The following is a 22,729-nucleotide window of genomic DNA, read 5'->3' on the forward strand; positions in this document are numbered from 1 at the left end:
TTCCGGGTCTTATTTCAGGCCTCGGCATCCGGTTGATTTTGCGGCGCTGCCTTGATAAAGGCATCCAGTTCCTGGCAGTTCTGGTAAATGCCCATCAAGGTCGGCATCGCAGACAAATCGCATTTCAGGCGCTGTGCGTTGAAAATCTGCGGCACCAGACAGCAATCGGCCAGCGTCGGCGTATCGCCAAAACAAAACTTGCCTGGCCGGCTGTCCCGGGCCAGCGTAACTTCCAGCGCCGCCAAACCGCTTTCGCACCAATGACGATACCAGGCGTTCTTGGCATTCTCGTCGACCTTCAGTTCATGCACCAGATAACGCAACACGCGCAGGTTATTCACCGGATGGATGTCGCAGGCAATCGACAAGCCGATGCTGCGCACAAAAGCGCGATCCAATGCGGTCGACGGCAGCAAGGCAGGCGCAGGCTGGACTTCTTCCAGATACTCCATGATTGCCAATGACTGGGTCAACGCAACCTGGCTGCCGGCAGCATCGTCATCAACCAATGTCGGCACCAGGCCATCGCTATTCAAGGTCCGGTACATCTGGCTCAGTTGCTCGCCGCCGTGTTTCAGCAAATGGACCGGCACGATATCATAGGGCATGCCTTTCAGATTCAAGGCAATCCGTACGCGATAAGCGGCGGAACTTCGGAAATAGCTATACAGTTTCATCGGTGTATCTCGAATCTCAACTTAGGTGTCAACGCAGATATCAAATTAGGCGCACTCGCAGATCGCCGACGCCCGCTATCGATCCTTCCAGCAGATCGCCTTTGCCCACTGCAGCAACGCCCGCCGGGGTGCCGGTAAAAATCAGATCGCCGGCCTGCAATTCAAAGTAGGCGGACAACTGCTCGATGGTCTCGGCGATGTTCCAGATCATCTGATTGATATCGCCTTGCTGGCGCAATGTGCCATTCACATTTAAATGGATATCGCCCTGGTCGATGACGCCGCTGGCGCCGGCAGGATGGAGATGGGAAATCGGGGCGGAATAATCGAAACCTTTACCGGTACACCATGGCCGTCCGAGTTTCTTGGCCTCGCCCTGCAAATCGCGGCGGGTCATGTCGAGTCCGACGGCATAACCCCAGATATGCTTGATCGCTTCCGCTGCCGGAATATTCTTGCCGCCGGTAGACAGTGCTACCACCAACTCGATTTCATGATGCAAATCCTGGGTCATGGACGGGTAAGGCATCTCGCCCACGGTACCGTGTGCAACCGGCAACACCGCATCGGCCGGCTTCATGAAGAAAAACGGCGCTTCGCGGCCGCTGCTGCCCATTTCCTTCGCATGCTCGGCATAATTACGGCCGACGCAATAAATCCGATGTACCGGAAACAATTGATCGCTGCCTGCGATGGGGACCGCTGCTACTGGCTTAGGGGGAAAAACGAATTGCATGGAAGCTCCTTTTTCAATACCGCCGAAAATACTGCAGGGAATATTATTCAAACCCCGGCAGCGAACAAGTCTTAAACACCATTCTTACCAAGAAACAGTCCAAGGCGACGCACCGCTTCTTGCAGGTTTTCCATCGACGTCGCGTATGACAGGCGAATATAGTGCTGCGCCGTGTACGGGCCGAAATCCAGGCCGGAAACCATGCTGACGCCAACCTGGTTCAACACATCCTTGACTAGCGTGTCGGCATCGCCGCCATTCTTGACGCCGTTGAGTAACGCGCTGCAATCGGCATACACATAGAACGCGCCGTCCGGCATCACCGGCACCTTGAAACCCAGTTCGACCAAGGCCGGCACCAGATAATCGCGGCGCCGCTTGAATTCGCTCTTGCGCGTCTCGTACAGTGCCAGCGAATCAGGCTCGAAACAGGCCAGCGCTGCATGCTGGGCGATCGCCGACGGACAGATGAACAAGTTCTGCGCGAGTTTTTCAATCGGCGCCACCAATGATTCCGGCACCACCATCCAGCCCAGACGCCAGCCGGTCATATTGAAATATTTGGAGAAACTGTTGATGACGATAATGTCGTCAGCCAGCGACAGCGCCGAAAACGGTTCGCCGTCGTAAGTCAGTCCTTGATAAATTTCATCGACAATCGAAAAGCCGCCTTTGCCGCGCACAGTGGCGATAATCTTGGCCAGTTCGCTGTGCAGGATCGAGGTGCCGGTGGGGTTGGACGGCGACGCCAGCAACACGCCGCGCGTATTTTCGTTCCAATGCTGGCGCACCATCTCATCGGATAACTGAAAACGCTGGTCCGGGCCGCTGGCAATCATTTTCGCCTGGCCGTCGAACGCAGCGACGAAGTGACGGTTGCATGGGTAGGATGGATCCGGCATCAGCACTTCGCTGCCCTTTTCCACCAATGCAGCGCAAGCCAGAAGCAAAGCGGCCGAGGCGCCGGCGGTGACGATAATCCGTTCAGGGGCAATATCCAGGCCGAACGCCTGGCGATAATGGGCCGAAATCGCCGCCCGTAGGGCCGGCAAACCGGTCGCCGAAGTGTATTGCATCTTGCCGTCGGCCATGGCCCTGGCGGCCGCTTCGATCACCAGCGGCGCTGCGGTGAAATCGGGCTCGCCGATACCCATGTGGATGATATGGCGGCCTTGCTGTTCCAGTGCCGCGGCCATTTTTGCCAACTCCATCACATGAAACGGTGCGATGTTGTCGAGACGTGAAGCCAGATGCGAGAATGTCATGAACACTTTTCCAAATGGCGGGGCGTTTCCGGTTACTGGAACCATCCCTCGCCTGAAACACGGGGCGGTTATCGATGCACGTGAAAACCGCACCGTCCGCGTCCCCGTCTACATTGATTGCCAACTCAGGCTAATTCAGGATTTTTTGCCGGCGCCGATTTCGGTCGCCCGTGCCTTGGCGGCAAACTTGTCCAGCACGCCGTTCACGTATTTATGGCCATCAATACCGCCGAACGATTTGGTCAGTTCCACCGCTTCGTTGATGACGACGCGGTAAGGAATCTCAACGTGATTCTGCAACTCGAAAGCACCGATCAGCAGGGCCGCGTGTTCCACCGGCGACAACTCGCTGATCTTGCGATCGATCAGTGGCTCCAGGCCGGCGCGCAGTGTCGTCACATCCTTGATCGCACCGTACAACAGCGAATTGAAATGCTCGGCATCGGCCTTGTCGAAACCGTGCGCCTGACGAATGTTTTCGCTGATGGCGGTCACATCTTCGTTGTTCAACAGCCATTGATACAGGCCCTGCAACGCGAATTCGCGCGCGCGGTGACGTGGCGTGCGGCTCTTGCTCGGATTGGCGTGCAAAGTTTTATTAGTCATAGTTTTTCCAGCTTGTAATTCGTTCAAACATAACAATACGCGGCAAGGCATCAGAGACGCCCCGCCTGTCACAAAAATCTTATTCTTCGCTGGTGGCTTCCGCCAGTTCTTCCAGCGCGATAGAGAGATTGGCCATCTCCACCGCTACCCGCGCGGCATCGGTGCCCTTCTCTTCCATCCGGGCTTCGGCTTGCTCGTCGTTCTCGGTAGTCAATACGGCATTCGCAATCGGAATGCCGGAATCCAGGCCGACGCGTGTGATACCTGCGCCGGACTCATTCGAGACCAGTTCGAAGTGGTAAGTTTCGCCGCGAATCACGGCGCCAATCGCGATCAGCGCGTCAAACTGCATGGTCTCTGCCATCTTCTGCAACGCCAGCGGGATTTCCAGCGCACCCGGCACGGTAACGTGCAAGATGTCTTCATCCGCCACGCCCAGATGCTTCAGCTCTGCCAGGCAGGCCGAGATCAAACCGTGGCAAACATCTTCATTGAAACGGGCTTGCACAATACCGATGCGCAAATCTGCACCATCCAGATTGGTTTCGTAAATTCCGACTGTCATGGTTTTCCTCTTATGCGCACTGGGCGCTTTCTACTAATTGGTTTACAAAATAATTTACTGCATGTTGCTTCAGCTGCTAATGCAAGGACAAAGGCAAATGCAAAGACGGCCGTGCCATCAAGAATTCGGCTTGTTCTGGTAACCGGTAACTTCAAGGTCATACCCCGTCATCGACGGCATCTTGCGTGGGCTGGCCAGCAATTTCATTTTGCCGACGCCGAGATCTTTCAGAATCTGTGCGCCGATGCCGTAGGTCCGCAAATCGACCCGTGGCGGCGGCGGCTTGACACCGCTGCAGGCCGCTTCCAGCGCTGCAAACTTGGCGAATATCTGGTCTGCCGACTCTTCGCAATTGAGCAACACCACCACGCCGCAAGGCGAAGCCGCAATCGCCGCCAGGGCCGACGCCATATTCCACGAATGGTTGGTGGCCTGGGTTTCCAGCAAATCCAGGATCGAGACCGGCTGATGCACCCGCACCAGCGTTTCCACGTCCGGCGAAGGTTCGCCATGCAGCAAGGCCAGATGGGCGCCGCCACTTGGTGTGTCGCGATAAGCGATAGTCTTGAACGTGCCCTGCGCTGTGTGCGTAGTGCGTTCAGCGAGCCGTTCAACGATGCTTTCGTGCTGGCCGCGATAGTGGATCAGATCGGCAATCGTGCCGACCTTCAAGCCGTGTTCCTTGGAAAATTCCAGCAAGTCAGGCAGACGCGCCATGGTGCCGTCTTCCTTGAGGATTTCGCAAATCACTGCGGCTGGCGTCAAACCCGCCATTTCAGTCAGATCGCAACCGGCTTCGGTATGCCCGGCACGCATCAAGACGCCGCCCTTGCGTGCCTTGATCGGGAAAATATGGCCCGGCTGCACGATGTCGGCCGCCTTGGCATTTGCCGCCACCGCAACCTGGATAGTGCGGGCGCGGTCAGCGGCGGAGATCCCGGTCGTGACGCCTTCGGCGGCTTCGATCGAGACAGTGAAATTGGTGCCATAGGCGGTGCCGTTACGGCTGGTCATCATGCTCAGGTTGAGCTGGTCGCAGCGCTCTTCGGTCAGCGTCAGGCATACCAGGCCGCGGGCATACTTGACCATGAAGTTGATCGCTTCCGGCGTCACAAAATCGGCGGCGAGCACCAGGTCGCCCTCGTTTTCACGATCTTCCTCATCTACCAGAATCACCATGCGCCCGGCACGGAGTTCTGCAATGATTTCCTCTGTTGATGCAATTGACATGTTTTGCCTTGAAGATAATCAGTCCGGAAGTCGCCTTGTGAGCCGACTGCGTCCAACCGATATTTGCTATAAATCGTGCTATGAAGATTGTGGTTTATCGACTAACGGCGGGACTATGGGCCGCTGCTAAACAACCCCGCTAAATCAAACATAAACCAGAGGTGGCTATTTTAAAGGATTTAGCAGACTGAAAATGTTTTACGGACACCAGTTTGCGGTAGTTTCGCCTCGGTCTGGCTATACAACAACGGTACTGGTCGGATCAAGCTGCCAATGGTTGCATATTTGCCAATGCATTAACCAACAACAAAGGATCGCCCAGCGCCAGTTTTTTCGAGTCCGACAGCGCCTGCCGGAACGATTTGGCGCCCGGCACACCGGCCATCAAACCCAGCATGTGGCGGGTAATGCTATTGAGGCGCAAACCTTTGCCATCATGCCCATGCAAGGCCAGTTGCTGGCGGATATACGGCAACATGGCCTCGATTACCTCGGCCCGGGTCTTCGGCGTGGCGTCAGCGTCGCCAAAGTAACGGGAATCGAAATCGGCCATCAGGTAAGGATTGTGATACGCCTCGCGCCCCAGCATCACGCCGTCGACATATTGCAGGTGGAAATCGATTTCCTCGGTAGTCTTGATGGCGCCGTTGATGATGATTTCCAACTCCGGGAAATCCTGCGCCAGCCGGTAGGCATATTCATACTTCAGCGGCGGAATTTCACGGTTCTCCTTAGGGCTCAGCCCTTTCAGGATCGCGTTGCGCGCATGCACGATGAACGTCTGGCAACCGGCCTCAGCCACTGTTCCGACAAAGTCGCGGACAAACTCATACGATTCAGTCTTGTCGATGCCGATCCGATGCTTGACGGTAACGTCAATCGACACCGCATCGCGCATTGCCTTGACACAATCGGCAACCAGCGTCGACTCCGCCATCAGGCAAGCGCCAAAAGCGCCCTTCTGCACCCGTTCCGACGGGCAACCGCAATTCAGGTTGATCTCGTCGTAGCCCCATTCCTGGCCCAGCCTGGCGCTCTTGGCCAGGTCGGCCGGCTCGCTGCCGCCGAGTTGCAAGGCGACCGGATGTTCCACATCGTTGAAATCCAGATGACGCGGCACATCCCCGTGCAGCAAAGCGCCGGTGGTCACCATTTCGGTGTAAAGCCAGGTGTGGCGGGTGATTTGACGGTGGAATACGCGGCAATGGCGGTCTGTCCAATCCATCATTGGCGCCACGGACAAGCGTCTTTTACTGTAATTCGCTGATTTCATTAGGTTTTATGCTGACTTCACACGCATATCGCAATGCAATTTATGCGTCATTTTGCTTGATTTCCGGATAGTTTGCCGTTCACTGCATGCAAAACGCTCTCCCGAAAGTAAAAAACCCGTCTATCCGCGAGTTCTTTCAAACTCACTAATCGACGGGTTTTCTGTGTCCGGAACAAACATTCCGGACCGTAAAATGACTTACGCGTCGCGCGAAGCCTTTTTACGCTCGTGTTCCTTCAGGTAACGCTTACGCAGGCGAATGCTCTTCGGTGTGACTTCAACCAGTTCGTCGTCGTCAATAAATTCAACCGCATATTCCAGCGACATTTCGATTGGCGGCACCAGGCGCACCGCTTCGTCGGTACCCGACGAACGGACGTTGGTCAACTGCTTGCCCTTGATCGGGTTGACGACCAGATCGTTGTCACGCGAGTGAATACCGATGATCATGCCTTCGTAGACCGGGTCATTGTGGCTGACGAACATACGGCCGCGATCTTGCAGTTTCCAGATAGCGTAGGCGACAGCTGCGCCATCGTCCTGCGAAATCAGCACGCCGTTACGACGGCCGCCGAGTTCACCCTTGGAGACGTCGACCGGTGCGTATTCGTCGAACACGTGGCTCATCAAGCCGGTACCGCGGGTCAGGGTCATGAATTCGCCCTGGAAGCCGATCAGGCCACGAGCAGGAATGCGGTACTCGAGACGCACACGTCCCTTGCCGTCCGGTTCCATGTTTTGCAGGTCGCCGCGACGACGGCCGAGTTCTTCCATGACGCCGCCCTGGTTGGCTTCTTCGACGTCGACAGTCAGGTTTTCGTACGGCTCTTGACGCACGCCATCAACCATCTTGAACACTACGCGTGGACGCGAAACGGCCAGCTCGTAGCCTTCGCGACGCATGTTTTCAATCAGGATGGTCAGGTGCAATTCACCACGGCCCGACACTTCGTATGTCGAATCATCGCCTTCAGCCTGTACCACGCGCAATGCCATGTTGGCTTTCAGTTCGCGGTCCAGACGGTCCTTAATCTGACGTGTAGTCACGAACTTGCCTTCGCGGCCAGCCAGCGGCGAGTTGTTGACCATGAAGTTCATGGTCAGTGTCGGTTCATCAACCTTCAACATCGGCAAGCCGTCCGGATGGTCCGGTGCACAGATGGTGGAGCCGATGCTGATTTCTTCAATACCGTTGATCAGCACGATGTCGCCAGCCAGCGCTTCGTCTGCCAGCACGCGGTCGAGGCCGCGGAAAGTCAGTACCTGGTTGATGCGGGCCTTGGTCGGCTTGTCGTCCGGGCCGTTCATCCAGACCACGTCTTGCAATGCTTTGACTTTGCCGCGCAGGATACGGCCAACGCCGATCTTACCGACGTAGGAAGAGTATTCCAGCGAAGTGATTTGCAGTTGCAGCGGGCCGTTAGGATCATCTTCACGCGCTGGAACGTGCTTCAGAATAGCGTCGAACAATGGTTCCATGTTGCCGTCGCGGACGGTGTCTTCCAGACCTGCGTAGCCTTTAAAACCCGATGCGTAAATGATCGGGAAATCCAGCTGCTCGTCGGTTGCGCCGAGCTTGTCGAACAATTCGAAAGTCGCGTTCACAGCCTTTTGCGGGTCTGCATTTTCGCGGTCGATCTTGTTGACGACAACGATAGGCTTCAAGCCCAGCGCCAGCGCCTTACGCGTCACGAAACGCGTTTGCGGCATCGGGCCTTCTTGTGCATCGACCAGCAGCAAAACACTGTCAACCATCGACAGTACGCGCTCTACCTCGCCACCGAAGTCGGCATGGCCCGGGGTATCGACGATGTTGATGTGCGTGCCTTTGTATTCGACTGCGCAGTTCTTCGACAGAATCGTGATGCCACGTTCTTTTTCAATATCGTTCGAATCCATCACGCGTGCATCGACGTGCTGGTTGTCACGGAAAGTACCGGATTGACGCAACAATTGGTCAACCAGTGTGGTCTTGCCGTGGTCAACGTGGGCAATGATGGCAATGTTGCGGATAGCGCGAGGTGTGTTTGACATGGTCAGTTTGGAGATTGGAGAACTTAGTAAGTGCGCAGATAAAGATACGAATTGCGCAGAATATATATAGCTACAAGTGCGGCCAAAATGCTCGCTAAGGCACTGCATTAAGCACAGCAGTTGTAGCGGAATTTGGGAGGCCGCGTATTATAGCATGACGCGCTGCACTACTTTATGAAAAGCCGTGTAATTTCAAAGAGTTGCTGTCTCAATAGCAGCACAAATGTTACTTAAAAGATATTTTACACAGCCTGCGCAGTGGCAATCAGACGTTCGGGAGCCAGAACGCCGTATTCATGCAGTTGCGCAGTTCCTAGTAGTTGCCGAGGGGATATCGCATCGGCAGGTTGCAGGTAAACCCGTACACGGCCCGCCTCTGCCGGCAACGCCACGCCTTCCTTCGTCAGGGTCAGGCGCTGGCCTTGCAAAAAACGCTTCGCCAAAAGTTCGGATAACAACACTTCAGGAAATGTGAGCAGCAAACTGTCGACCGGCGCCAGCAAGGCGCTGCGCTCGGCTGGTTCAGTGCAAGTCAATTGTTCCAGCGTAACGCAGCCATCCAGCGTCAGGTGGCCCACCTGGGTCCGCCGTAGTTCTTGCAAATGCGCGCCGCAACCGAGCGCTGCACCGATGTCCTCACCCAGCACGCGGATGTAGGTACCTTTGCTGCAGGCTACCCGCAAACGCAGGAACGGCGCCTCGTAGGCCAGGAACTCCAGTGTGTGAATGGTCACATCGCGCGCTTCGCGCTCCAGAGTGATGCCGGCACGGGCGTATTCATACAACGGCTTGCCGTCGCGCTTGAGCGCCGAGTACATTGGCGGCACCTGCTTGATCGGACCACGGAACTGCGCCAATACGGCATCGATCTGTCCGCGGCTGACGTTGACGTCCTTGCGCTCCACGATCTCGCCTTCGGTATCGCCGGTGGTAGTACTCACTCCCAGATGGATCAAGGTTTCGTATGTCTTGTCGGCATCCAGCAAATCCTGGGCAAACTTGGTGGCTTCGCCGAAGCACAGCGGCAGCACGCCGGTGGCAAACGGATCGAGCGTGCCGGTGTGGCCGGCCTTTTGCGCGTTCAGCAAGCCTTTTGCCTTGATCAGCGCATCATTGCTGGAAAAGCCGACAGGTTTATCCAACAGCAAAACGCCATTGAGCGGGACACGGATTCTTTTGGGTGGGCGTGATGCCATGGTAGCAAATACAAAAAGGGGAATAAAGGTGAAAAGAAGCGGAAACGGCTTGCCGTTACCAGCAAGCCGCATCAAATTTGTTACTGATAATTATGACTGGTCGATAAGCTTATCGCTTAATCCTGGCCATCGTCTTTAGAACGTGTCGCATTGGCCAGATCGATCAAACGCGACATCTCGACGCCGCGGGCAGTCGAATTGTCATGAATGAAATGCAAGGCAGGCAGTGTGTGGATAGACAAACGGCGGCCAAGCTGATTGCGCAGGAAACCGGCAGCCTGGGTCAGGCCCTTGACGGTATTCGCAATGGCTTCGAGGTCGTCGTTCAGCATCGTGAAAAACACCTTGGCATGGGCGTAGTCCGGCGTCACTTGTACTTCGGTAATCGTAATCATGCCGACCCGCGGGTCTTTCAGCTCGAATACGATAATCTCGGACAAGTCCTTCTGGATCTGATCTGCAACGCGCAGACCGCGGCCAGGGATGGATTTACTATGTTTAGCCATACTTTTATTCAGCGCTTTTTACGCTATATCTTTCACAAATTAACAACCGACAACTTGTAGGCTGGGCACTGCGTGCCTACCCTACGAATGAAAATCGGGCTGTTAGGCCCGATTTTCCTGCCCTACGCACCTAACCAGCTGCGTGTGCGCGTGTGCTTCAGCTATTACAGAGTACGTGCGATTTCTTCAACTTCAAAGATTTCGAGGTGATCGCCTTCTTTGATATCGTTGAAGTTCTTCAGGGTCAGACCGCATTCAAAGCCGGAACGGACTTCCTTGACGTCATCCTTGAAGCGCTTCAGCGAATCCAGCTCGCCAGTCCACAACACGACGTTGTCGCGCAGCAGGCGGACCGAAGCGCCACGTTTGACCAAGCCTTCGAGCACGTAGCAACCGGCAATCGCGCCGACTTTGCTGACCAGCAGGACCTGGCGAATCTCGACCAGACCCAGGTTCTGTTCGCGCTTCTCTGGCGACAACATGCCAGACATCGCTGCCTTGATCTCATCCACAGCATCGTAAATGATGTTGTAGTAACGGATGTCGACGCCGTTGGCTTCCGCCAGCTTGCGTGCCTGTGCATCGGCGCGGGCGTTGAAGCCGATAATGACGGCTTTCGAAGCGACTGCCAGGTTGACGTCCGACTCGCTGATGCCGCCGACGCCGGCGTGCACCACTTGTACCCGGACTTCGCTGGTCGACAGCTTTTGCAACGATTGCACCAAAGCTTCTTGCGAACCTTGCACGTCGGTCTTGATGATCATCGGCAGGTTCTTGACTTCGCCTTCGGCCATCTGGTCGAACATGTTTTCCAGCTTCGCGGCTTGCTGCTTGGCCAGCTTGACGTCACGGTACTTACCTTGACGGAACTGACCGATTTCGCGCGCCTTGCGCTCGTCAGCCATGACCATGACTTCTTCGCCGGCAACCGGCACTTCTGTCAGGCCCTGGATTTCGACCGGAATCGATGGGCCGGCTTCGGTGATCGCCTTACCGTTTTCATCCAGCATCGCGCGGACCCGGCCATAAGCCGAACCAGCCAACACCACATCGCCGCGTTTCAGCGTACCGGATTGCACCAGGATCGTTGCAACCGGACCACGCCCCTTGTCGAGTCGGGCTTCCACTACCAGGCCACGGGCCGGTGCGGCTACCGCTGCTTTCAACTCCAGCACTTCAGCTTGCAGCAGGACTTGTTCCAGCAAGTTATCGATGCCTTCGCCAGTCTTGGCCGATACCGGTACGAATGGCGATTCGCCACCGTATTCTTCCGGCACCACTTGTTCAGCGATCAATTCCTGCTTGACGCGATCCAGGTTGCTGCCCGGCTTGTCGATCTTGTTGATTGCCACCACCAGCGGTACGCCGGCGGCTTTCGCGTGGGCAATCGCTTCCTTGGTTTGCGGCATCACGCCATCGTCGGCCGCCACTACCAGAATCACGATATCGGTCGCCTTGGCGCCGCGAGCACGCATAGCGGTAAACGCTTCGTGGCCCGGGGTGTCGAGGAAGGTGATCATGCCGCGCGGTGTTTCCACGTGATATGCACCGATGTGCTGGGTAATCCCGCCAGCTTCGCCGGAGGCTACCTTGGCACGACGGATGTAATCCAGCAGCGAGGTTTTACCATGGTCAACGTGACCCATGACAGTAACCACCGGAGCACGCGGCAGCAATTCGGCGTCGGCATGTTCTTCACCGTCGACCAGCAATGCTTCCGGATCATCCAACTTCGCAGCGTGTGCGGTGTGGCCCATTTCTTCGACCAGAATCATCGAAGTTTCCTGATCCAGCACCTGGTTGATGGTGACCATCTGGCCCAGTTTCATCAAATGCTTGATGACTTCCGAAGCCTTGACCGACATCTTGTGCGCCAGTTCAGCGACGGTAATGGTTTCAGGAACATAGATGTCCTTGATGACCGCTTCTGTCGGCGCCTGGAAATTACTTTCGTGATCGTCGTTATGCGAACCACGGCGGCCCTTCGGACCACCGCGCCAGCCATCACGGCCACCGCCGGTATTGCCGCGGGTCTTGATGCCGAGGCCGCGCTTCTTGGCCGCATCGTCTTGCCAGGTAGAAGAGACGTTAGCGGACTTGATCGATTTCTTGTCGACCACCACTTTTTTGTCGTCCTTCTTCTCACCCGGCTTTTTATCCGCTGGCTTGTGCAAGGTACCTTCGGCTGTCTTGGCCGGAGCAGCGACAGGCGCTACCGGTTCAGGTGCCTTGATGACCCGGCGCGGCGCATTCATCATCGCCTTGATCTGCGCAACTTCATCTTGCACGGCCTTGCGAGCGCGCTCGGTAGCGGCAGATTTCTCAGCGGCTTCCTTGGCAGCTTGCGCAACCTTTTGCTTGGCTTCTTCGTTAGCCAGGCGTTTCTTTTCTTCAGCAGCAGGATCTTCCTGCTTGACAGCAGCAGAACCCGCAGCGTCACCGGCAACCGGAACCTGCACTGCAGCAGCAGCGGCCTTTTTAGCTTCGGTTTCGGCTTTCTTGGCGTCGTTTTCAGCTTTTTGCGCAGCCTTGGCTTGCGCTTCTTTCTCCGCTTCCAACTTGGCCAGACGCTCTTGCTTCTCGATCAATTCTGCTTCCTGGCGAGCGATCAATTCAGCTTGACGACGTGCTTCCTCAATCCGACGTGCCTGTTCTGCTTCGTCGATGACCGGTGCGGCAGGCGCAACCGGTGCTGCCGGAACTTCGGCAACAGGTTCGTCACGCTTGACGAAAGTGCGCTTCTTGCGCACCTCAACCTGGATCGTGCGCGACTTGCCGGTGGCGTCAGCCTGCTTGATCTCGGTGGTTTCCTTGCGGGTCAGCGTGATTTTCTTCTTCTCGCTATCTGGAACCGCACCGTGCGAACGGCGCAGGTGTTCCAGCAGGCGATCCTTGTCTTCTTTCGACAAGGCGTCGTCAGTCGAATTTTTCTGGACGCCAGCCGATTGAAGTTGTGTCAGCAGCAGATCAGCTGGCATCTTCAGTTCGGTGGCAAATTGGGCTACATTGTTACTCGCCATTCAGTCCTCTTTTTCTATGTGGCGCGGCAGACGATACGGAACCTCTCGGATCACTCGATCACTTGGCTTCCGCTATATTCCATGCCTTGGCCTGCAGGGCTTTGGCATGATCATCGTACTTGGCATCGATGAGTTTCATCTCATCGTCGGTCACATCTTTAAACTCTTCTTCAATCAAATGACGCGCACGGTCGGCTGATAAAGCCAGAATCGCGCCAAATTCGTCATAAGCCAGACCGGCGAACGCAGTCAATGTCTTGACTCCCGCCAAACCCAGCTTGCCGGCTGTAACCCGGTCCATGCCTTCGAAATTGACCAGGGTATCTTCCATGCCTTCCAGTCCTTCTTCCGAAGCAATCGCTTCTGTCACCAGCGCATCGCGAGCCCGGTTACGCAGTTCGTTGACGGTGTCTTCGTCAAACGAATCGATTTCCAGCATTTCGGTAATCGGCACGTAGGCGATTTCTTCCAGGCTGGCAAAACCTTCTTCCACCAGGATGTCGGCGACTTCCTGGTCGACGTCCAGTTTTTCCATGAACAGGGTGCGGATCGCAGCAGTTTCCACCGCTGATTTATCCGCTGATTCTTCCGCTGTCATGATGTTGATCTGCCAACCGGTCAACTCTGCCGCCAGGCGCACGTTCTGACCACCGCGACCAATCGCGATTGCCAGGTTTTCTTCGTCGACGACGACGTCCATTGCATGCTTCTCTTCATCAACCATGATCGAAGAAACATTTGCAGGAGCCAGTGCGCCGATGACGAATTGCGCCGGATCTTCCGACCACAACACGATGTCGACACGTTCGCCGCCCAGTTCGCCAGTCACCGCCTGTACGCGTGAACCACGCATGCCGACGCAGGTGCCGATAGGATCGATACGCTTGTCTGCGGTAAACACAGCGATCTTGGCGCGGACGCCAGGGTCACGTGCTGCCGACTTGATTTCCAGCGAGCCTTGTTCGATTTCCGGTACTTCCAGCTCGAACAGCTTCATGATGAATTCCGGCGCGGTACGCGACAAAATCACTTGCGGGCCGCGTGCATTGCGGTCGATACGCAGGATGAAGGCACGGACACGGTCGCCGATACGCAGGTTTTCCTTAGGAATCGTCTGGTCACGCGGCAAACGTGCTTCGATCTTGCCCGACTCTACGATGGCATCGCCGCGTTCCATCCGTTTGATGGTGCCGGTAACCAGCGAATCGCCGCGCTCCAGGAAGTCGGCCAGGATCTGTTCGCGTTCAGCGTCGCGGATCCGTTGCAATACGACTTGCTTGGTGTCTTGCGCAAAGCGGCGGCCGAATTCAACCGATTCGATCGGCTCTTCAATGTGGTCGTCGACTTCAACGTCGTCAATCTGTTCCTTGGCTTCGAACAGCAGGATTTCCTGGTCCGGCAATTGCAGACCCGCTTCATCCGGCACAACGTGCCAGCGGCGGAAGGATTCGAATTCGCCGGTTTCACGATCGATCGTGACGCGAATATCGACGTCGCCCTCGTAGCGTTTCTTGGTTGCCTGTCCAAGTGCGTGTTCAAGTGCACCGAACACAACATCCCGATCGACGTTTTTTTCATGCGCGAGCGCATCGACCAACAATAAAATTTCGCGACTCATGCTTTGCGACTCCTAAAATCCACTTGCGGCACCAGGTGTGCCTTGTCTACGTCAGCGAGTGTGAAATCCAACACCGCCGACCCATCTTTTGTTTCAAATTCGATTTTCAAATTCTCGCCGTCCGGCTCACCCAGGACACCTTGAAATGACTTCCGATGTGCAGCGCCTGGCATCGGGATGCGCAATTTCACAATTGCTTCCTTGCCGGCAAAACGCACATAGTCAGCCAGTTTCTTCAGCGGCCGGTCCAGGCCTGGCGACGATACTTCCAGCCGCTCGTACACAACATTTTCTACCGTCAGTACGTGCAACAGTTGATGCGTCACTTTTTCGCAATCTTCTACCGTAATCTGGCCTTGCCCGGCATTTTCAGGTGTGAAATCGATGTATACGCGCAACAAACCACGCGCGGCCTTTTCGAATTCGACCAGCTCGTAGCCCATGCCAACCACGGTTGTTTCAATTAGCTCCAGCAACTGCAAGGCAACTCCCTATAAATAGCGCAACAGGCCCGGTAACTACAGGCCTGAACTGTACACATACCCGCACATACAACTTAAATGCAGCTAAAACGAAAAGCAAAAAAAAAATGGGCATCTGCCCATCCTTCTTATCGTTTGTCATTCGAGCAGTTTCACGAGATCGGCTGCGAATTAATAATAAATCCAAAATTTGAATTTATTTTCATTTTAATTCTGTCAATGACTTCTGTTAACTTGTAAATTATAAACGATTGGGCTATGTACCGCAATGCAGGAAATTTGCATTTATTGACAATCCCTCGTCAACAGAGGGCGAATTGATCAATAATGCAACACTCCCGCCACTTCTTCCCTATCATCCCCGGCAGCAAATTACCGCCAGGGACGACAGATCACCAATTAGCCGCGCGGACGGCGGCGCGGGCCACCTTGGGCGCCGTAATGTCCACCACCTGTTTGTCCGCCAACTGTCTTGTTGGGACGTGCAGGACGCGCAAAACCATTGCCGCCGCCATTACGTCGTTGCTGACCAGCATCAGGGAAACCTAATGCGGTTTGCAAAGGATCCGGCTGCCGGCTACGCGGCTGACCACCACCGCCACCTTGCGGACGACCTTGGCCACCGCCTTGTGGACGACCTTGACCGCCGCCTTGCGGACGCCCCTGGCCACCGCCCGGACCACGACCACGCGGCTGACCACCAAAGCCCGGATCGCGGTAAACACCCGGGCCTTGCGGCGCACTGTCGGCGCGATTGCCGTTAGGCTCGCGATCCTTGTTGAAATCTGGACGACCCTTGCCGCCGCCGGCATTCTGGCCAGCAGCAGGCTTGTCGAGGCCATGCGCGGTCATCATGTCGCGCACTGCATTTTCATCCAGCTCTTCCCAGCGACCGCGCTTGAGGCCGCGCGGCAGCGTCATGGCGCCGTAACGGGTACGAATCAGGCGCGACACGGTCAGGCCGATGGCTTCAAACATGCGGCGCACTTCGCGGTTACGGCCTTCGCCGATCACCACGCGATACCATTTGTTGATGCCTTCGCCGCCGCCGTCCGCAATTTTCGTGAATTGCGCAACACCGTCTTCCAGCTCGACACCGGCCAGCAATTTCTGGCGCATGCCCTGCTCCAGCTCGCCCAAAGTACGCACCGCGTATTCGCGGTCGATACCGTAGCGCGGATGCATCAGGCGGTTTGCCAGATCACCCGAGGTTGTAAACAACAGCAAACCTTCGGTGTTGAAATCCAGACGTCCCACTGCCAGCCATTTGGCGGCCTTCATATTAGGTAAACGATCGAACACCGATGGACGGCCATCCGGGTCGTTGTGGCTGACGATTTCGCCAGCCGGCTTGTGATACACCAGCACTCGTGGCGGCTTCTTGCTCACTTTGCGCTGGAGCAACTTGCCGTTGATACGGATTTGATCGGTTGGCAAGATGCGCTGGCCGATATGGGCCGGCTCGCTATTGACCGAAACCCGGCCGGCGATAATCAGCTCTTCCATATCGCGCCGCGAACCCAGGCCGACCTCTGCCAATACCTTGTGCAGTTTAGGGGCATCATCTTCGGCGGTCAGATCACGCCGGACATTCTTTTGCGCAGCCTGGCGACGATCGTTCGCGTCCTCGGTGGTCACCAGCGTATCGAAGGATTCGGAGGTAACAAACGAGAAAACTTCATCGGCATCACCGCCACGGGCTCCCGGTTTGCCATTGCGCTGGCCGGATTGCCCTGGCTTGCCATTCTGGCCCTGCGGCTTCTTGCCCTTTTGCTGGCGATCGCGTGAATTGCGGTCGCCGCTGCGCTCACCATTACGCTCGCCGCCACGGCCGCTGTTACGGTCGCCACGCGGCTGGCGCGGCTCGCCTGCAGGGACATCGGCATTTTGCGATACAGCCGGCTGACCTTCGGCCACGGCCACGTTGCCGGTCTCGACTGCGGAATCCGCAGCGGCCGCCGACGCCGATTCTTGTGCACGCTGTGCAGCGCGGTTGCTACGCAGAGCGCGCGGACCACGCACACCACGCTTGGCCGGACGCTCGCGCGGCGTTGTTTCTGCATTCATTACATTCACGAATGGTGCCGCATCCACAGTCGCCTGCGCAACCGGCGGCGCAACCACATCGACGCTAACAACCTGCTCTACTACAGCAGCCGGCGCTTTCTTACGCGGCGCAGCCTTAGGCTTGGCAGGTGCAGCAGCTTCCACTGCTGCTACGGCGACAGGCGCCACTTCCGATGCTGTGCTGCTCTCGTCGGCTGCCGCAGCTACTTTCTTGCGCGGCGCGCGCGGAGCGCGTTTGACCGGTTCTGCGACATCTGCAGAAGAGGTCTCTACAGTAGCGGGAGCCGTAGCGGGAACATCAGCCACAACCGTCGCAGCTTTACGCGCTCTTGGCTTTTTAGCCGGCTTCGGTTCAGTGGTGGCTGTCACGTCGACGACCGGTGCATCATTGGAACTAGGTGGGTTCATTATTCAGGTGTTGGTTATGCCGACCTGGCGTAGCTTCATCATCCGATTCGGACGCGTGGTCGTTGGTGTGGGTTTCATTCGATGCAACTGGCATTACTTGCGGATGAGCAACTGCTTCTTCATCCGCCTCCATCGCATTTTCCTTCGTGATTTCGGATGCATGTTCAATTGCATCTTCTGTAACTGACTCTGCTTCTGCCGATGTTTCTACCGCTGTTGCTATTTCTGCTGTCTCTGTTGTTTCCAGCGCCGCCGCCGCATCCAGCACGGCCCGGGCTTCCATGCTTGCCTCAAGATCGGCTTCCAGCGCCTGCAACTCAAGCAAACTGCCTTCCTGCATGTCATTTCTTGCAACTTGCTGCAACGGTGGCAATTGATCCAGCGAAGTCAGGCCAAGGTCATCGAGAAATTGCTTGGTGGTGGCAAACAATGCCGGGCGTCCTGGCACGTCGCGATGCCCGATGGCTTCGATCCAGCCGCGCTCTTCAAGCATTTTTACGGTTTGCGAATTGACTGTTACCCCCCGAATTTCCTCAATGTCGCCACGCGTCACTGGTTGACGATAGGCAATAATTGCCAGGGTTTCCATCGTCGCTCGCGAATATCTCGGCGGTTTTTCCGGATTCAGGCGTTCCAGGTAAATTTTCATCTCTGGACGGCTCTGGAAGCGCCAACCGGTCGACAGGGCAACCACCTCAATACCCTTGTCGGCCCAATCGCTACGCAATTCCTCGAGCATAGACCTGATCGTATCTGCATTGATTTCGCCGTCTTCGTCACTGCCCTCCACATCACCTGGCGCATACAGCTTTTTCAAGTCGTTAAGCGACAGCGGCTCATGAGCACAGAGCAATGCAGTTTCGAGGACTTTCTTAGCCTCAATAATATTCATGTACGACGTAGTTTATTTAAATTTTATTAAAAAATTCGCAGAGCTTATGTTCAACCGAAGGCGCTTGCTGCCCTGGCTAAAGAAAAAGCTATTGATACTGCTGTCCAGCGCCCGTTAGAGGAGGATTAATGAGGGCGGGGACAATAAGACTTGAATAAGACGGATAACGCTGCGCCGCTCGTTCTTTAAATTTCGACTGGAACCGAACCTGCTGCCAATCAAAAATGTTAGTACACAGTTTAGCACAAAGCGGATGGGAAGGCGTATTGATCTTGCTGACGTGGTTATTTAGCGATAGCCGGCAATGGTGGATTTGCCAATTCGCTATCGCCTATGTCAACTGCCATCGGCAGCATATAGCGGCCGACAGCCTTGCATAATTTACTATTTGTTACTACTTATCTTTACTTAGCTGCCCCGATAAGTCGAATACGACCAAGGCGACACTACCAGCGGTACGTGATAATTCTGGTCCGCATGGGCGATCCCGAAAGCCAGCGTGACGCGATCAACAAAACGCGGACTTGGCAGATCAATTCCCTGCGAAGCGAAATAGTCGCCAGCCGAAAATACCAGTTCATATTGTCCAGCCTGCATCTCTTCGCCCTGCAACAGCGGCACGTCAACCCGGCCATCCTGGTTGGTCACGGCGTTCTTTAACAGGCTGCGGCCGGCTGAAGTAACTACATACAGCGCAATTTTGACGCCGACGCCCGGCTTGCCCTGGGTGATATCCAGAACGTGCGTGCTTAACTTCCCCATGATTATTCCTTATATCAATTAGTTGAAAACGAGTATCGATCAAATGATATACCGCAGGGTCAAGGTCAATATACTATCCGGCATATATTAATCATGGCTGCAGCGCACATAATCCTGAAAACCAAATAACATTCCAGGCCAAGCAATGACAATCAATACCGACCCAAACTATCCGCGCGACATGACCGGTTACGGCCGCACCCCGCCTCATCCGCAATGGCCGAACCGGGCTCGGATCGCTCTGCAATTCGTCCTCAACTATGAGGAAGGCAGCGAGAACTGCGTGCTGGATGGTGATGCCGGCTCGGAAACCTTCCTGTCCGAAATCATCGGCGCCCAGAGTTTTCCGGCGCGTCACATGAGCATGGAATCCATCTACGAATACGGTTCACGCGCCGGCGTCTGGCGTTTACTGCGCATGTTTGAAGAGCGCCGGTTGCCTTTGACCGTGTTCGGTGTTGCGCGCGCGCTACAACGCAACCCGGAAGCGACTGCCGCATTTCAAGAACTTGGCCATGAAATCGCCTGCCACGGCTTGCGCTGGATCAGCTACCAGAATATCGACGAAGCCACTGAACGCGCACATATCGCCGAAGCCGTCGCCGTGATCAAGCAACTCACTGGCAGCGCCCCGCTCGGCTGGTATACCGGCCGCGACTCGCCTAATACCCGCCGCCTGGTGTTAGAGCACGGTGGCTTCAGCTACGACGCCGACCACTACGGCGACGACCTGCCTTTCTGGGAACAGGTCAAGATCAGCGGCGCCAATGGCGAAACCGTGGTCAAGCCACAACTGATCGTACCTTACACCCTGGATACCAACGACATGCGCTTCGCCGCCATGCAAGGCTTCAATTCGGGCACCCAGTTCTTCGATTACCTGAAAGATGCCTTCGATGTGCTGTACCGCGAAGGCGATCCGCATGGTCTGAACCAGCCGAAGATGCTGTCGATCGGATTACATTGCCGCCTGGTCGGCCGTCCGGGGCGTGCCGCAGCCCTGGCACGATTCTTGGATTATGTGCAGAGCCACGGTCAGGTCTGGGTTACGCGTCGCATTGACATCGCCGATCACTGGCGCACCACGCACCCATTCGGGGCATAAAACGTTTTTTTACCGTCGTGGCGGTTCCACGCTTTCACCACCCATCATATAAAAAAGATGGAATTACTATTAGAACGGAGACGACATCATGCTTCAAACCCGCCAGCCATCCGGCAAATTATCCGCGGCCGCAACAACAAATCGCATGCGTAGCACAGCTATGGTCACGCGCACGGCGGGCTGCCTGATCGCGCTGTCGGCTTTGGCCAGCATGCACTCGGCAAATGCCGCCGACTGGAGCGACACCTCCATCGGTTACCGCTACGGCACCAAGTTCGCCGAGCCGTACAACAATCAGGACATTACCAAAAACATCATCAATTTCACGCATGCCGACGGCTACAAATACGGCAGCAACTACCTGAACGTCGACCTGCTCATGTCCGACCATAAAGACGACAATGCGCAGGAAGCGTATATCGTCTACCGCCACACGCTCGATATCGGCAAGATCTCAGGGAAGGATTTTAAATTCGGTCCGGTCCGCGGCCTTGGCTTCACCGGCGGTTTCGACTGGAATACCAAGAACGACAATAGCTATGCATCGAAAAAACGCATGCTGGTAGTGGGTCCGACCCTGATGATGGATGTGCCCGGTTTCCTCAACATCAGCCTGCTGGCAGTATTCGAAAGCAATCAACCTATAGGCGTCACCAGCCGCTACCGCTACGACACGCATCCAATGTTGAGCACGGCCTGGGGTATCCCGATCGGATCTACCGGTCTTTCATTCGAGGGCTATGCGAACTGGCTCGGCTCCAAGGGTAAAAACGAATTCGGCGGCCCGACTTCCCCGGAAGTCAATATCGACGCGCAGGTCATGTACGACCTCGGCACGCAACTGGGTATGGGTAAAAACACCTTCAAAGTCGGCCTGGAATATCAATACTGGAGAAACAAGTTCGGCAATCCGCATGATGTCCCTGGTTCTCTGGCCAAAACACCGATGATCCGCGCCGAATATCACTTCTAAGCAGCAGCAAATGCTACGATGCAGGGAAGCGCCGCCGAAACGACCAAAGCGGCCAAAACAACCCTGCATCATCCAACATTTGCAACCGCAGCTTTTATGCTGACATCATGAGCCTATCCTCTGGCGGCCGTCCGGCCGCAATCAGCCAGGTCGAATGGCAAGTCCGCCAGGATCTGGCGGCCTGCTATCGCCTGTGTGCCCTGAAGCACTGGGATGATCTGATATACACCCATATTTCCGCCTCAGTGCCCGGTGAACCCGGGCATTACCTGTTGAACCCGTTTGGCTATCGTTTCGACGAAGTGTGCGCATCCAACTTGGTCAAGATCGACGCCCAGGGCCGCATTGTCGGCGACTCGCCATATCAGGTGAACGTCAGCGGTTTTGCGATCCATGGCGCTGTCCATGCGGCCAGGGCTGACGCTGTTTGCGTGATGCATTTGCATAATACGCATGCAGTGGCAATCGGTATTCAAGCTGATGGCTTGCTGCCGATTTCGCAACACGCCTTGCGCTTTTATGAACAGATTGCGTATCACGATTATGAGGGGTTGGCGCTTTCAGCCAGCGAGCAAAACCGCATGGTCGAAAAACTCGGGAAACTGCCCGCCATGCTGTTGCGCAATCACGGCAGCCTGGTATGCGGGCGCACTATCGCGGAAGCCTACGTGTTGATGGATACCTTGGACAAAGCTTGCGAAATACAACTCCAGCTTAGCTCGGGCAGCGGTCGGCTAACCTTGCCGTCGCAGGCAATCTGCCGCAAGACCCGCGACCAGTTGCTGGGCGACGGCAGTCCCGAAGGTGTGTTGGAATGGCCGGCCTTGCTACGCAAACTGGATGCTATCGATCCGAGCTATCGACAATAATTTCAACTCCTGGTTTCTTAACTTCCCAGAAAGGATTTGTATGCCGACTTTTAACGTGCAACTGTTTGAAGGCCGCAGCGCCGAGCAAAAGCGCGCCTTCGTCAAAGCCATCACTGAAGCTACCTGCAAGACACTCGAATGCGGCCCTGAATCGGTGGATATCATCATCCAGGAAGTCAAGCGCGAACACTGGGCGACCGCTGGAAAACTGTGGTCGGATTGAGTTTATAAAACACTGCTGCAAAAAAAATGAGCCACGACAACGTGGCTCATTTTTCATTTCAAGGTGATTAAATCAGGCAAACTCGCCGATCTGCTTAACCACCGCATTGCGCACTGAACCGCTGACCACGAACGACTGCGCCACCACGATATCGTTGTGGAACCAGCGATCGCCTTCCAGGCAAGCAGGAATCTGACGACGGATTTCCTGATACGCAGCTTG

General features: G+C 55.7%; 19 protein-coding genes and 1 pseudogene. 4 read left to right on the top strand and 16 right to left on the bottom strand.

Annotated elements, in window-relative coordinates:
* Nucleotides 1-14: 14 nt before the first annotated feature.
* From maiA to uraH, 16 genes and pseudogenes are all read right to left on the bottom strand, one after another.
* Nucleotides 15-677 (bottom strand): maleylacetoacetate isomerase, encoded by a 663-nt coding sequence (gene maiA / locus BM205_RS21755; protein ID WP_092416957.1) that lies wholly within the window; start codon nucleotides 675-677, stop codon nucleotides 15-17.
* Nucleotides 678-717: 40 nt separating this feature from the next.
* On the bottom strand, nucleotides 718-1,413 hold the full coding sequence (locus tag BM205_RS21760; protein WP_092416958.1) for a fumarylacetoacetate hydrolase family protein: 696 nt from the start codon (nucleotides 1,411-1,413) through the stop codon (nucleotides 718-720).
* 71 nt (nucleotides 1,414-1,484) lie between these two features.
* The gene (locus tag BM205_RS21765; protein ID WP_092416959.1) at nucleotides 1,485-2,678 is read right to left on the bottom strand and encodes a pyridoxal phosphate-dependent aminotransferase; all 1,194 of its coding nucleotides are present in this window, start codon (nucleotides 2,676-2,678) and stop codon (nucleotides 1,485-1,487) included.
* Between the two features lie 135 nt (nucleotides 2,679-2,813).
* Nucleotides 2,814-3,284 (bottom strand): transcription antitermination factor NusB, encoded by a 471-nt coding sequence (gene nusB, locus BM205_RS21770; RefSeq protein WP_092416960.1) that lies wholly within the window; start codon nucleotides 3,282-3,284, stop codon nucleotides 2,814-2,816.
* Nucleotides 3,285-3,363: 79 nt separating this feature from the next.
* The gene (gene ribH / locus BM205_RS21775; RefSeq protein WP_092359534.1) at nucleotides 3,364-3,849 is read right to left on the bottom strand and encodes a 6,7-dimethyl-8-ribityllumazine synthase; all 486 of its coding nucleotides are present in this window, start codon (nucleotides 3,847-3,849) and stop codon (nucleotides 3,364-3,366) included.
* Between the two features lie 117 nt (nucleotides 3,850-3,966).
* The gene (gene ribBA, locus BM205_RS21780) at nucleotides 3,967-5,079 is read right to left on the bottom strand and encodes a bifunctional 3,4-dihydroxy-2-butanone-4-phosphate synthase/GTP cyclohydrolase II (protein WP_092416961.1); all 1,113 of its coding nucleotides are present in this window, start codon (nucleotides 5,077-5,079) and stop codon (nucleotides 3,967-3,969) included.
* Between the two features lie 262 nt (nucleotides 5,080-5,341).
* Complete coding sequence (gene dusA / locus BM205_RS21785; RefSeq protein WP_092416962.1) at nucleotides 5,342-6,352, bottom strand: tRNA dihydrouridine(20/20a) synthase DusA; 1,011 nt, start codon at nucleotides 6,350-6,352, stop codon at nucleotides 5,342-5,344.
* Between the two features lie 198 nt (nucleotides 6,353-6,550).
* Nucleotides 6,551-8,386 carry a translational GTPase TypA gene (gene typA / locus BM205_RS21790; protein ID WP_092416963.1) on the bottom strand — a complete coding sequence of 612 codons (1,836 nt, stop codon included), beginning with the start codon at nucleotides 8,384-8,386 and terminating at the stop codon, nucleotides 6,551-6,553.
* A 242-nt stretch (nucleotides 8,387-8,628) separates the two neighbouring features.
* Nucleotides 8,629-9,582 (bottom strand): tRNA pseudouridine(55) synthase TruB, encoded by a 954-nt coding sequence (gene truB / locus BM205_RS21795; protein ID WP_092416977.1) that lies wholly within the window; start codon nucleotides 9,580-9,582, stop codon nucleotides 8,629-8,631.
* A 116-nt stretch (nucleotides 9,583-9,698) separates the two neighbouring features.
* Complete coding sequence (gene rbfA / locus BM205_RS21800) at nucleotides 9,699-10,088, bottom strand: 30S ribosome-binding factor RbfA (RefSeq protein ID WP_014007418.1); 390 nt, start codon at nucleotides 10,086-10,088, stop codon at nucleotides 9,699-9,701.
* A 164-nt stretch (nucleotides 10,089-10,252) separates the two neighbouring features.
* A complete protein-coding gene (gene infB / locus BM205_RS21805) occupies nucleotides 10,253-13,108 on the bottom strand; it encodes a translation initiation factor IF-2 (protein WP_092416964.1) in 2,856 nt (951 codons plus the stop codon).
* A 58-nt stretch (nucleotides 13,109-13,166) separates the two neighbouring features.
* Complete coding sequence (nusA, locus tag BM205_RS21810; protein ID WP_092416965.1) at nucleotides 13,167-14,726, bottom strand: transcription termination factor NusA; 1,560 nt, start codon at nucleotides 14,724-14,726, stop codon at nucleotides 13,167-13,169.
* Nucleotides 14,723-15,208 (bottom strand): ribosome maturation factor RimP, encoded by a 486-nt coding sequence (gene rimP, locus BM205_RS21815; RefSeq protein ID WP_092416966.1) that lies wholly within the window; start codon nucleotides 15,206-15,208, stop codon nucleotides 14,723-14,725. Before rimP ends, nusA begins: the two co-directional genes overlap by 4 nt.
* Before the next feature lie 399 nt (nucleotides 15,209-15,607).
* Entirely contained in the window at nucleotides 15,608-17,683 is a 2,076-nt protein-coding gene (rluB, locus tag BM205_RS21820; protein ID WP_092416967.1) for a 23S rRNA pseudouridine(2605) synthase RluB, read from the bottom strand.
* Between the two features lie 373 nt (nucleotides 17,684-18,056).
* Nucleotides 18,057-18,575, bottom strand: a pseudogene (gene scpB, locus BM205_RS24810) (SMC-Scp complex subunit ScpB); the annotation flags it as partial.
* Nucleotides 18,576-18,983: 408 nt separating this feature from the next.
* Complete coding sequence (gene uraH, locus BM205_RS21830; RefSeq protein ID WP_092416969.1) at nucleotides 18,984-19,337, bottom strand: hydroxyisourate hydrolase; 354 nt, start codon at nucleotides 19,335-19,337, stop codon at nucleotides 18,984-18,986.
* 145 nt (nucleotides 19,338-19,482) lie between these two features.
* Between uraH and puuE the strand changes: the two genes are divergently transcribed.
* The 4 genes from puuE to BM205_RS21850 all read left to right on the top strand — a co-directional run bounded on the left by puuE (nucleotide 19,483) and on the right by BM205_RS21850 (nucleotide 22,507).
* Nucleotides 19,483-20,442, top strand: coding sequence for an allantoinase PuuE (gene puuE, locus BM205_RS21835; RefSeq protein WP_092416970.1), 960 nt, complete (start codon nucleotides 19,483-19,485; stop codon nucleotides 20,440-20,442).
* Between the two features lie 160 nt (nucleotides 20,443-20,602).
* Nucleotides 20,603-21,415: an outer envelope protein gene (locus tag BM205_RS21840; protein WP_254784004.1), complete on the top strand. Its 813-nt coding sequence runs from the start codon at nucleotides 20,603-20,605 to the stop codon at nucleotides 21,413-21,415.
* Between the two features lie 107 nt (nucleotides 21,416-21,522).
* Nucleotides 21,523-22,284 (top strand): class II aldolase/adducin family protein, encoded by a 762-nt coding sequence (locus BM205_RS21845; RefSeq protein WP_092416971.1) that lies wholly within the window; start codon nucleotides 21,523-21,525, stop codon nucleotides 22,282-22,284.
* A 40-nt stretch (nucleotides 22,285-22,324) separates the two neighbouring features.
* On the top strand, nucleotides 22,325-22,507 hold the full coding sequence (locus BM205_RS21850; RefSeq protein ID WP_092416972.1) for a 4-oxalocrotonate tautomerase: 183 nt from the start codon (nucleotides 22,325-22,327) through the stop codon (nucleotides 22,505-22,507).
* The last annotated feature ends 222 nt before the right edge of the window (nucleotides 22,508-22,729 follow it).

The organism is Collimonas sp. OK307 (assembly GCF_900113705.1).
GTDB lineage: Bacteria > Pseudomonadota > Gammaproteobacteria > Burkholderiales > Burkholderiaceae_D > Collimonas.

What these genes read in the sequence shown, in the direction of transcription:
- maiA (WP_092416957.1), bottom strand. Translation starts at nt 677, where the DNA reads ATGAAACTGTATAGCTATTTCCGAAGTTCCGCCGCTTATCGCGTACGG.
- BM205_RS21760 (WP_092416958.1), bottom strand. Translation starts at nt 1,413, where the DNA reads ATGCAATTCGTTTTTCCCCCTAAGCCAGTAGCAGCGGTCCCCATCGCA.
- BM205_RS21765 (WP_092416959.1), bottom strand. Translation starts at nt 2,678, where the DNA reads ATGACATTCTCGCATCTGGCTTCACGTCTCGACAACATCGCACCGTTT.
- nusB (WP_092416960.1), bottom strand. Translation starts at nt 3,284, where the DNA reads ATGACTAATAAAACTTTGCACGCCAATCCGAGCAAGAGCCGCACGCCA.
- ribH (WP_092359534.1), bottom strand. Translation starts at nt 3,849, where the DNA reads ATGACAGTCGGAATTTACGAAACCAATCTGGATGGTGCAGATTTGCGC.
- ribBA (WP_092416961.1), bottom strand. Translation starts at nt 5,079, where the DNA reads ATGTCAATTGCATCAACAGAGGAAATCATTGCAGAACTCCGTGCCGGG.
- dusA (WP_092416962.1), bottom strand. Translation starts at nt 6,352, where the DNA reads ATGAAATCAGCGAATTACAGTAAAAGACGCTTGTCCGTGGCGCCAATG.
- typA (WP_092416963.1), bottom strand. Translation starts at nt 8,386, where the DNA reads ATGTCAAACACACCTCGCGCTATCCGCAACATTGCCATCATTGCCCAC.
- truB (WP_092416977.1), bottom strand. Translation starts at nt 9,582, where the DNA reads ATGGCATCACGCCCACCCAAAAGAATCCGTGTCCCGCTCAATGGCGTT.
- rbfA (WP_014007418.1), bottom strand. Translation starts at nt 10,088, where the DNA reads ATGGCTAAACATAGTAAATCCATCCCTGGCCGCGGTCTGCGCGTTGCA.
- infB (WP_092416964.1), bottom strand. Translation starts at nt 13,108, where the DNA reads ATGGCGAGTAACAATGTAGCCCAATTTGCCACCGAACTGAAGATGCCA.
- nusA (WP_092416965.1), bottom strand. Translation starts at nt 14,726, where the DNA reads ATGAGTCGCGAAATTTTATTGTTGGTCGATGCGCTCGCGCATGAAAAA.
- rluB (WP_092416967.1), bottom strand. Translation starts at nt 17,683, where the DNA reads ATGAACCCACCTAGTTCCAATGATGCACCGGTCGTCGACGTGACAGCC.
- uraH (WP_092416969.1), bottom strand. Translation starts at nt 19,337, where the DNA reads ATGGGGAAGTTAAGCACGCACGTTCTGGATATCACCCAGGGCAAGCCG.
- puuE (WP_092416970.1), top strand. Translation starts at nt 19,483, where the DNA reads ATGACAATCAATACCGACCCAAACTATCCGCGCGACATGACCGGTTAC.
- BM205_RS21840 (WP_254784004.1), top strand. Translation starts at nt 20,603, where the DNA reads ATGGTCACGCGCACGGCGGGCTGCCTGATCGCGCTGTCGGCTTTGGCC.
- BM205_RS21845 (WP_092416971.1), top strand. Translation starts at nt 21,523, where the DNA reads ATGAGCCTATCCTCTGGCGGCCGTCCGGCCGCAATCAGCCAGGTCGAA.
- BM205_RS21850 (WP_092416972.1), top strand. Translation starts at nt 22,325, where the DNA reads ATGCCGACTTTTAACGTGCAACTGTTTGAAGGCCGCAGCGCCGAGCAA.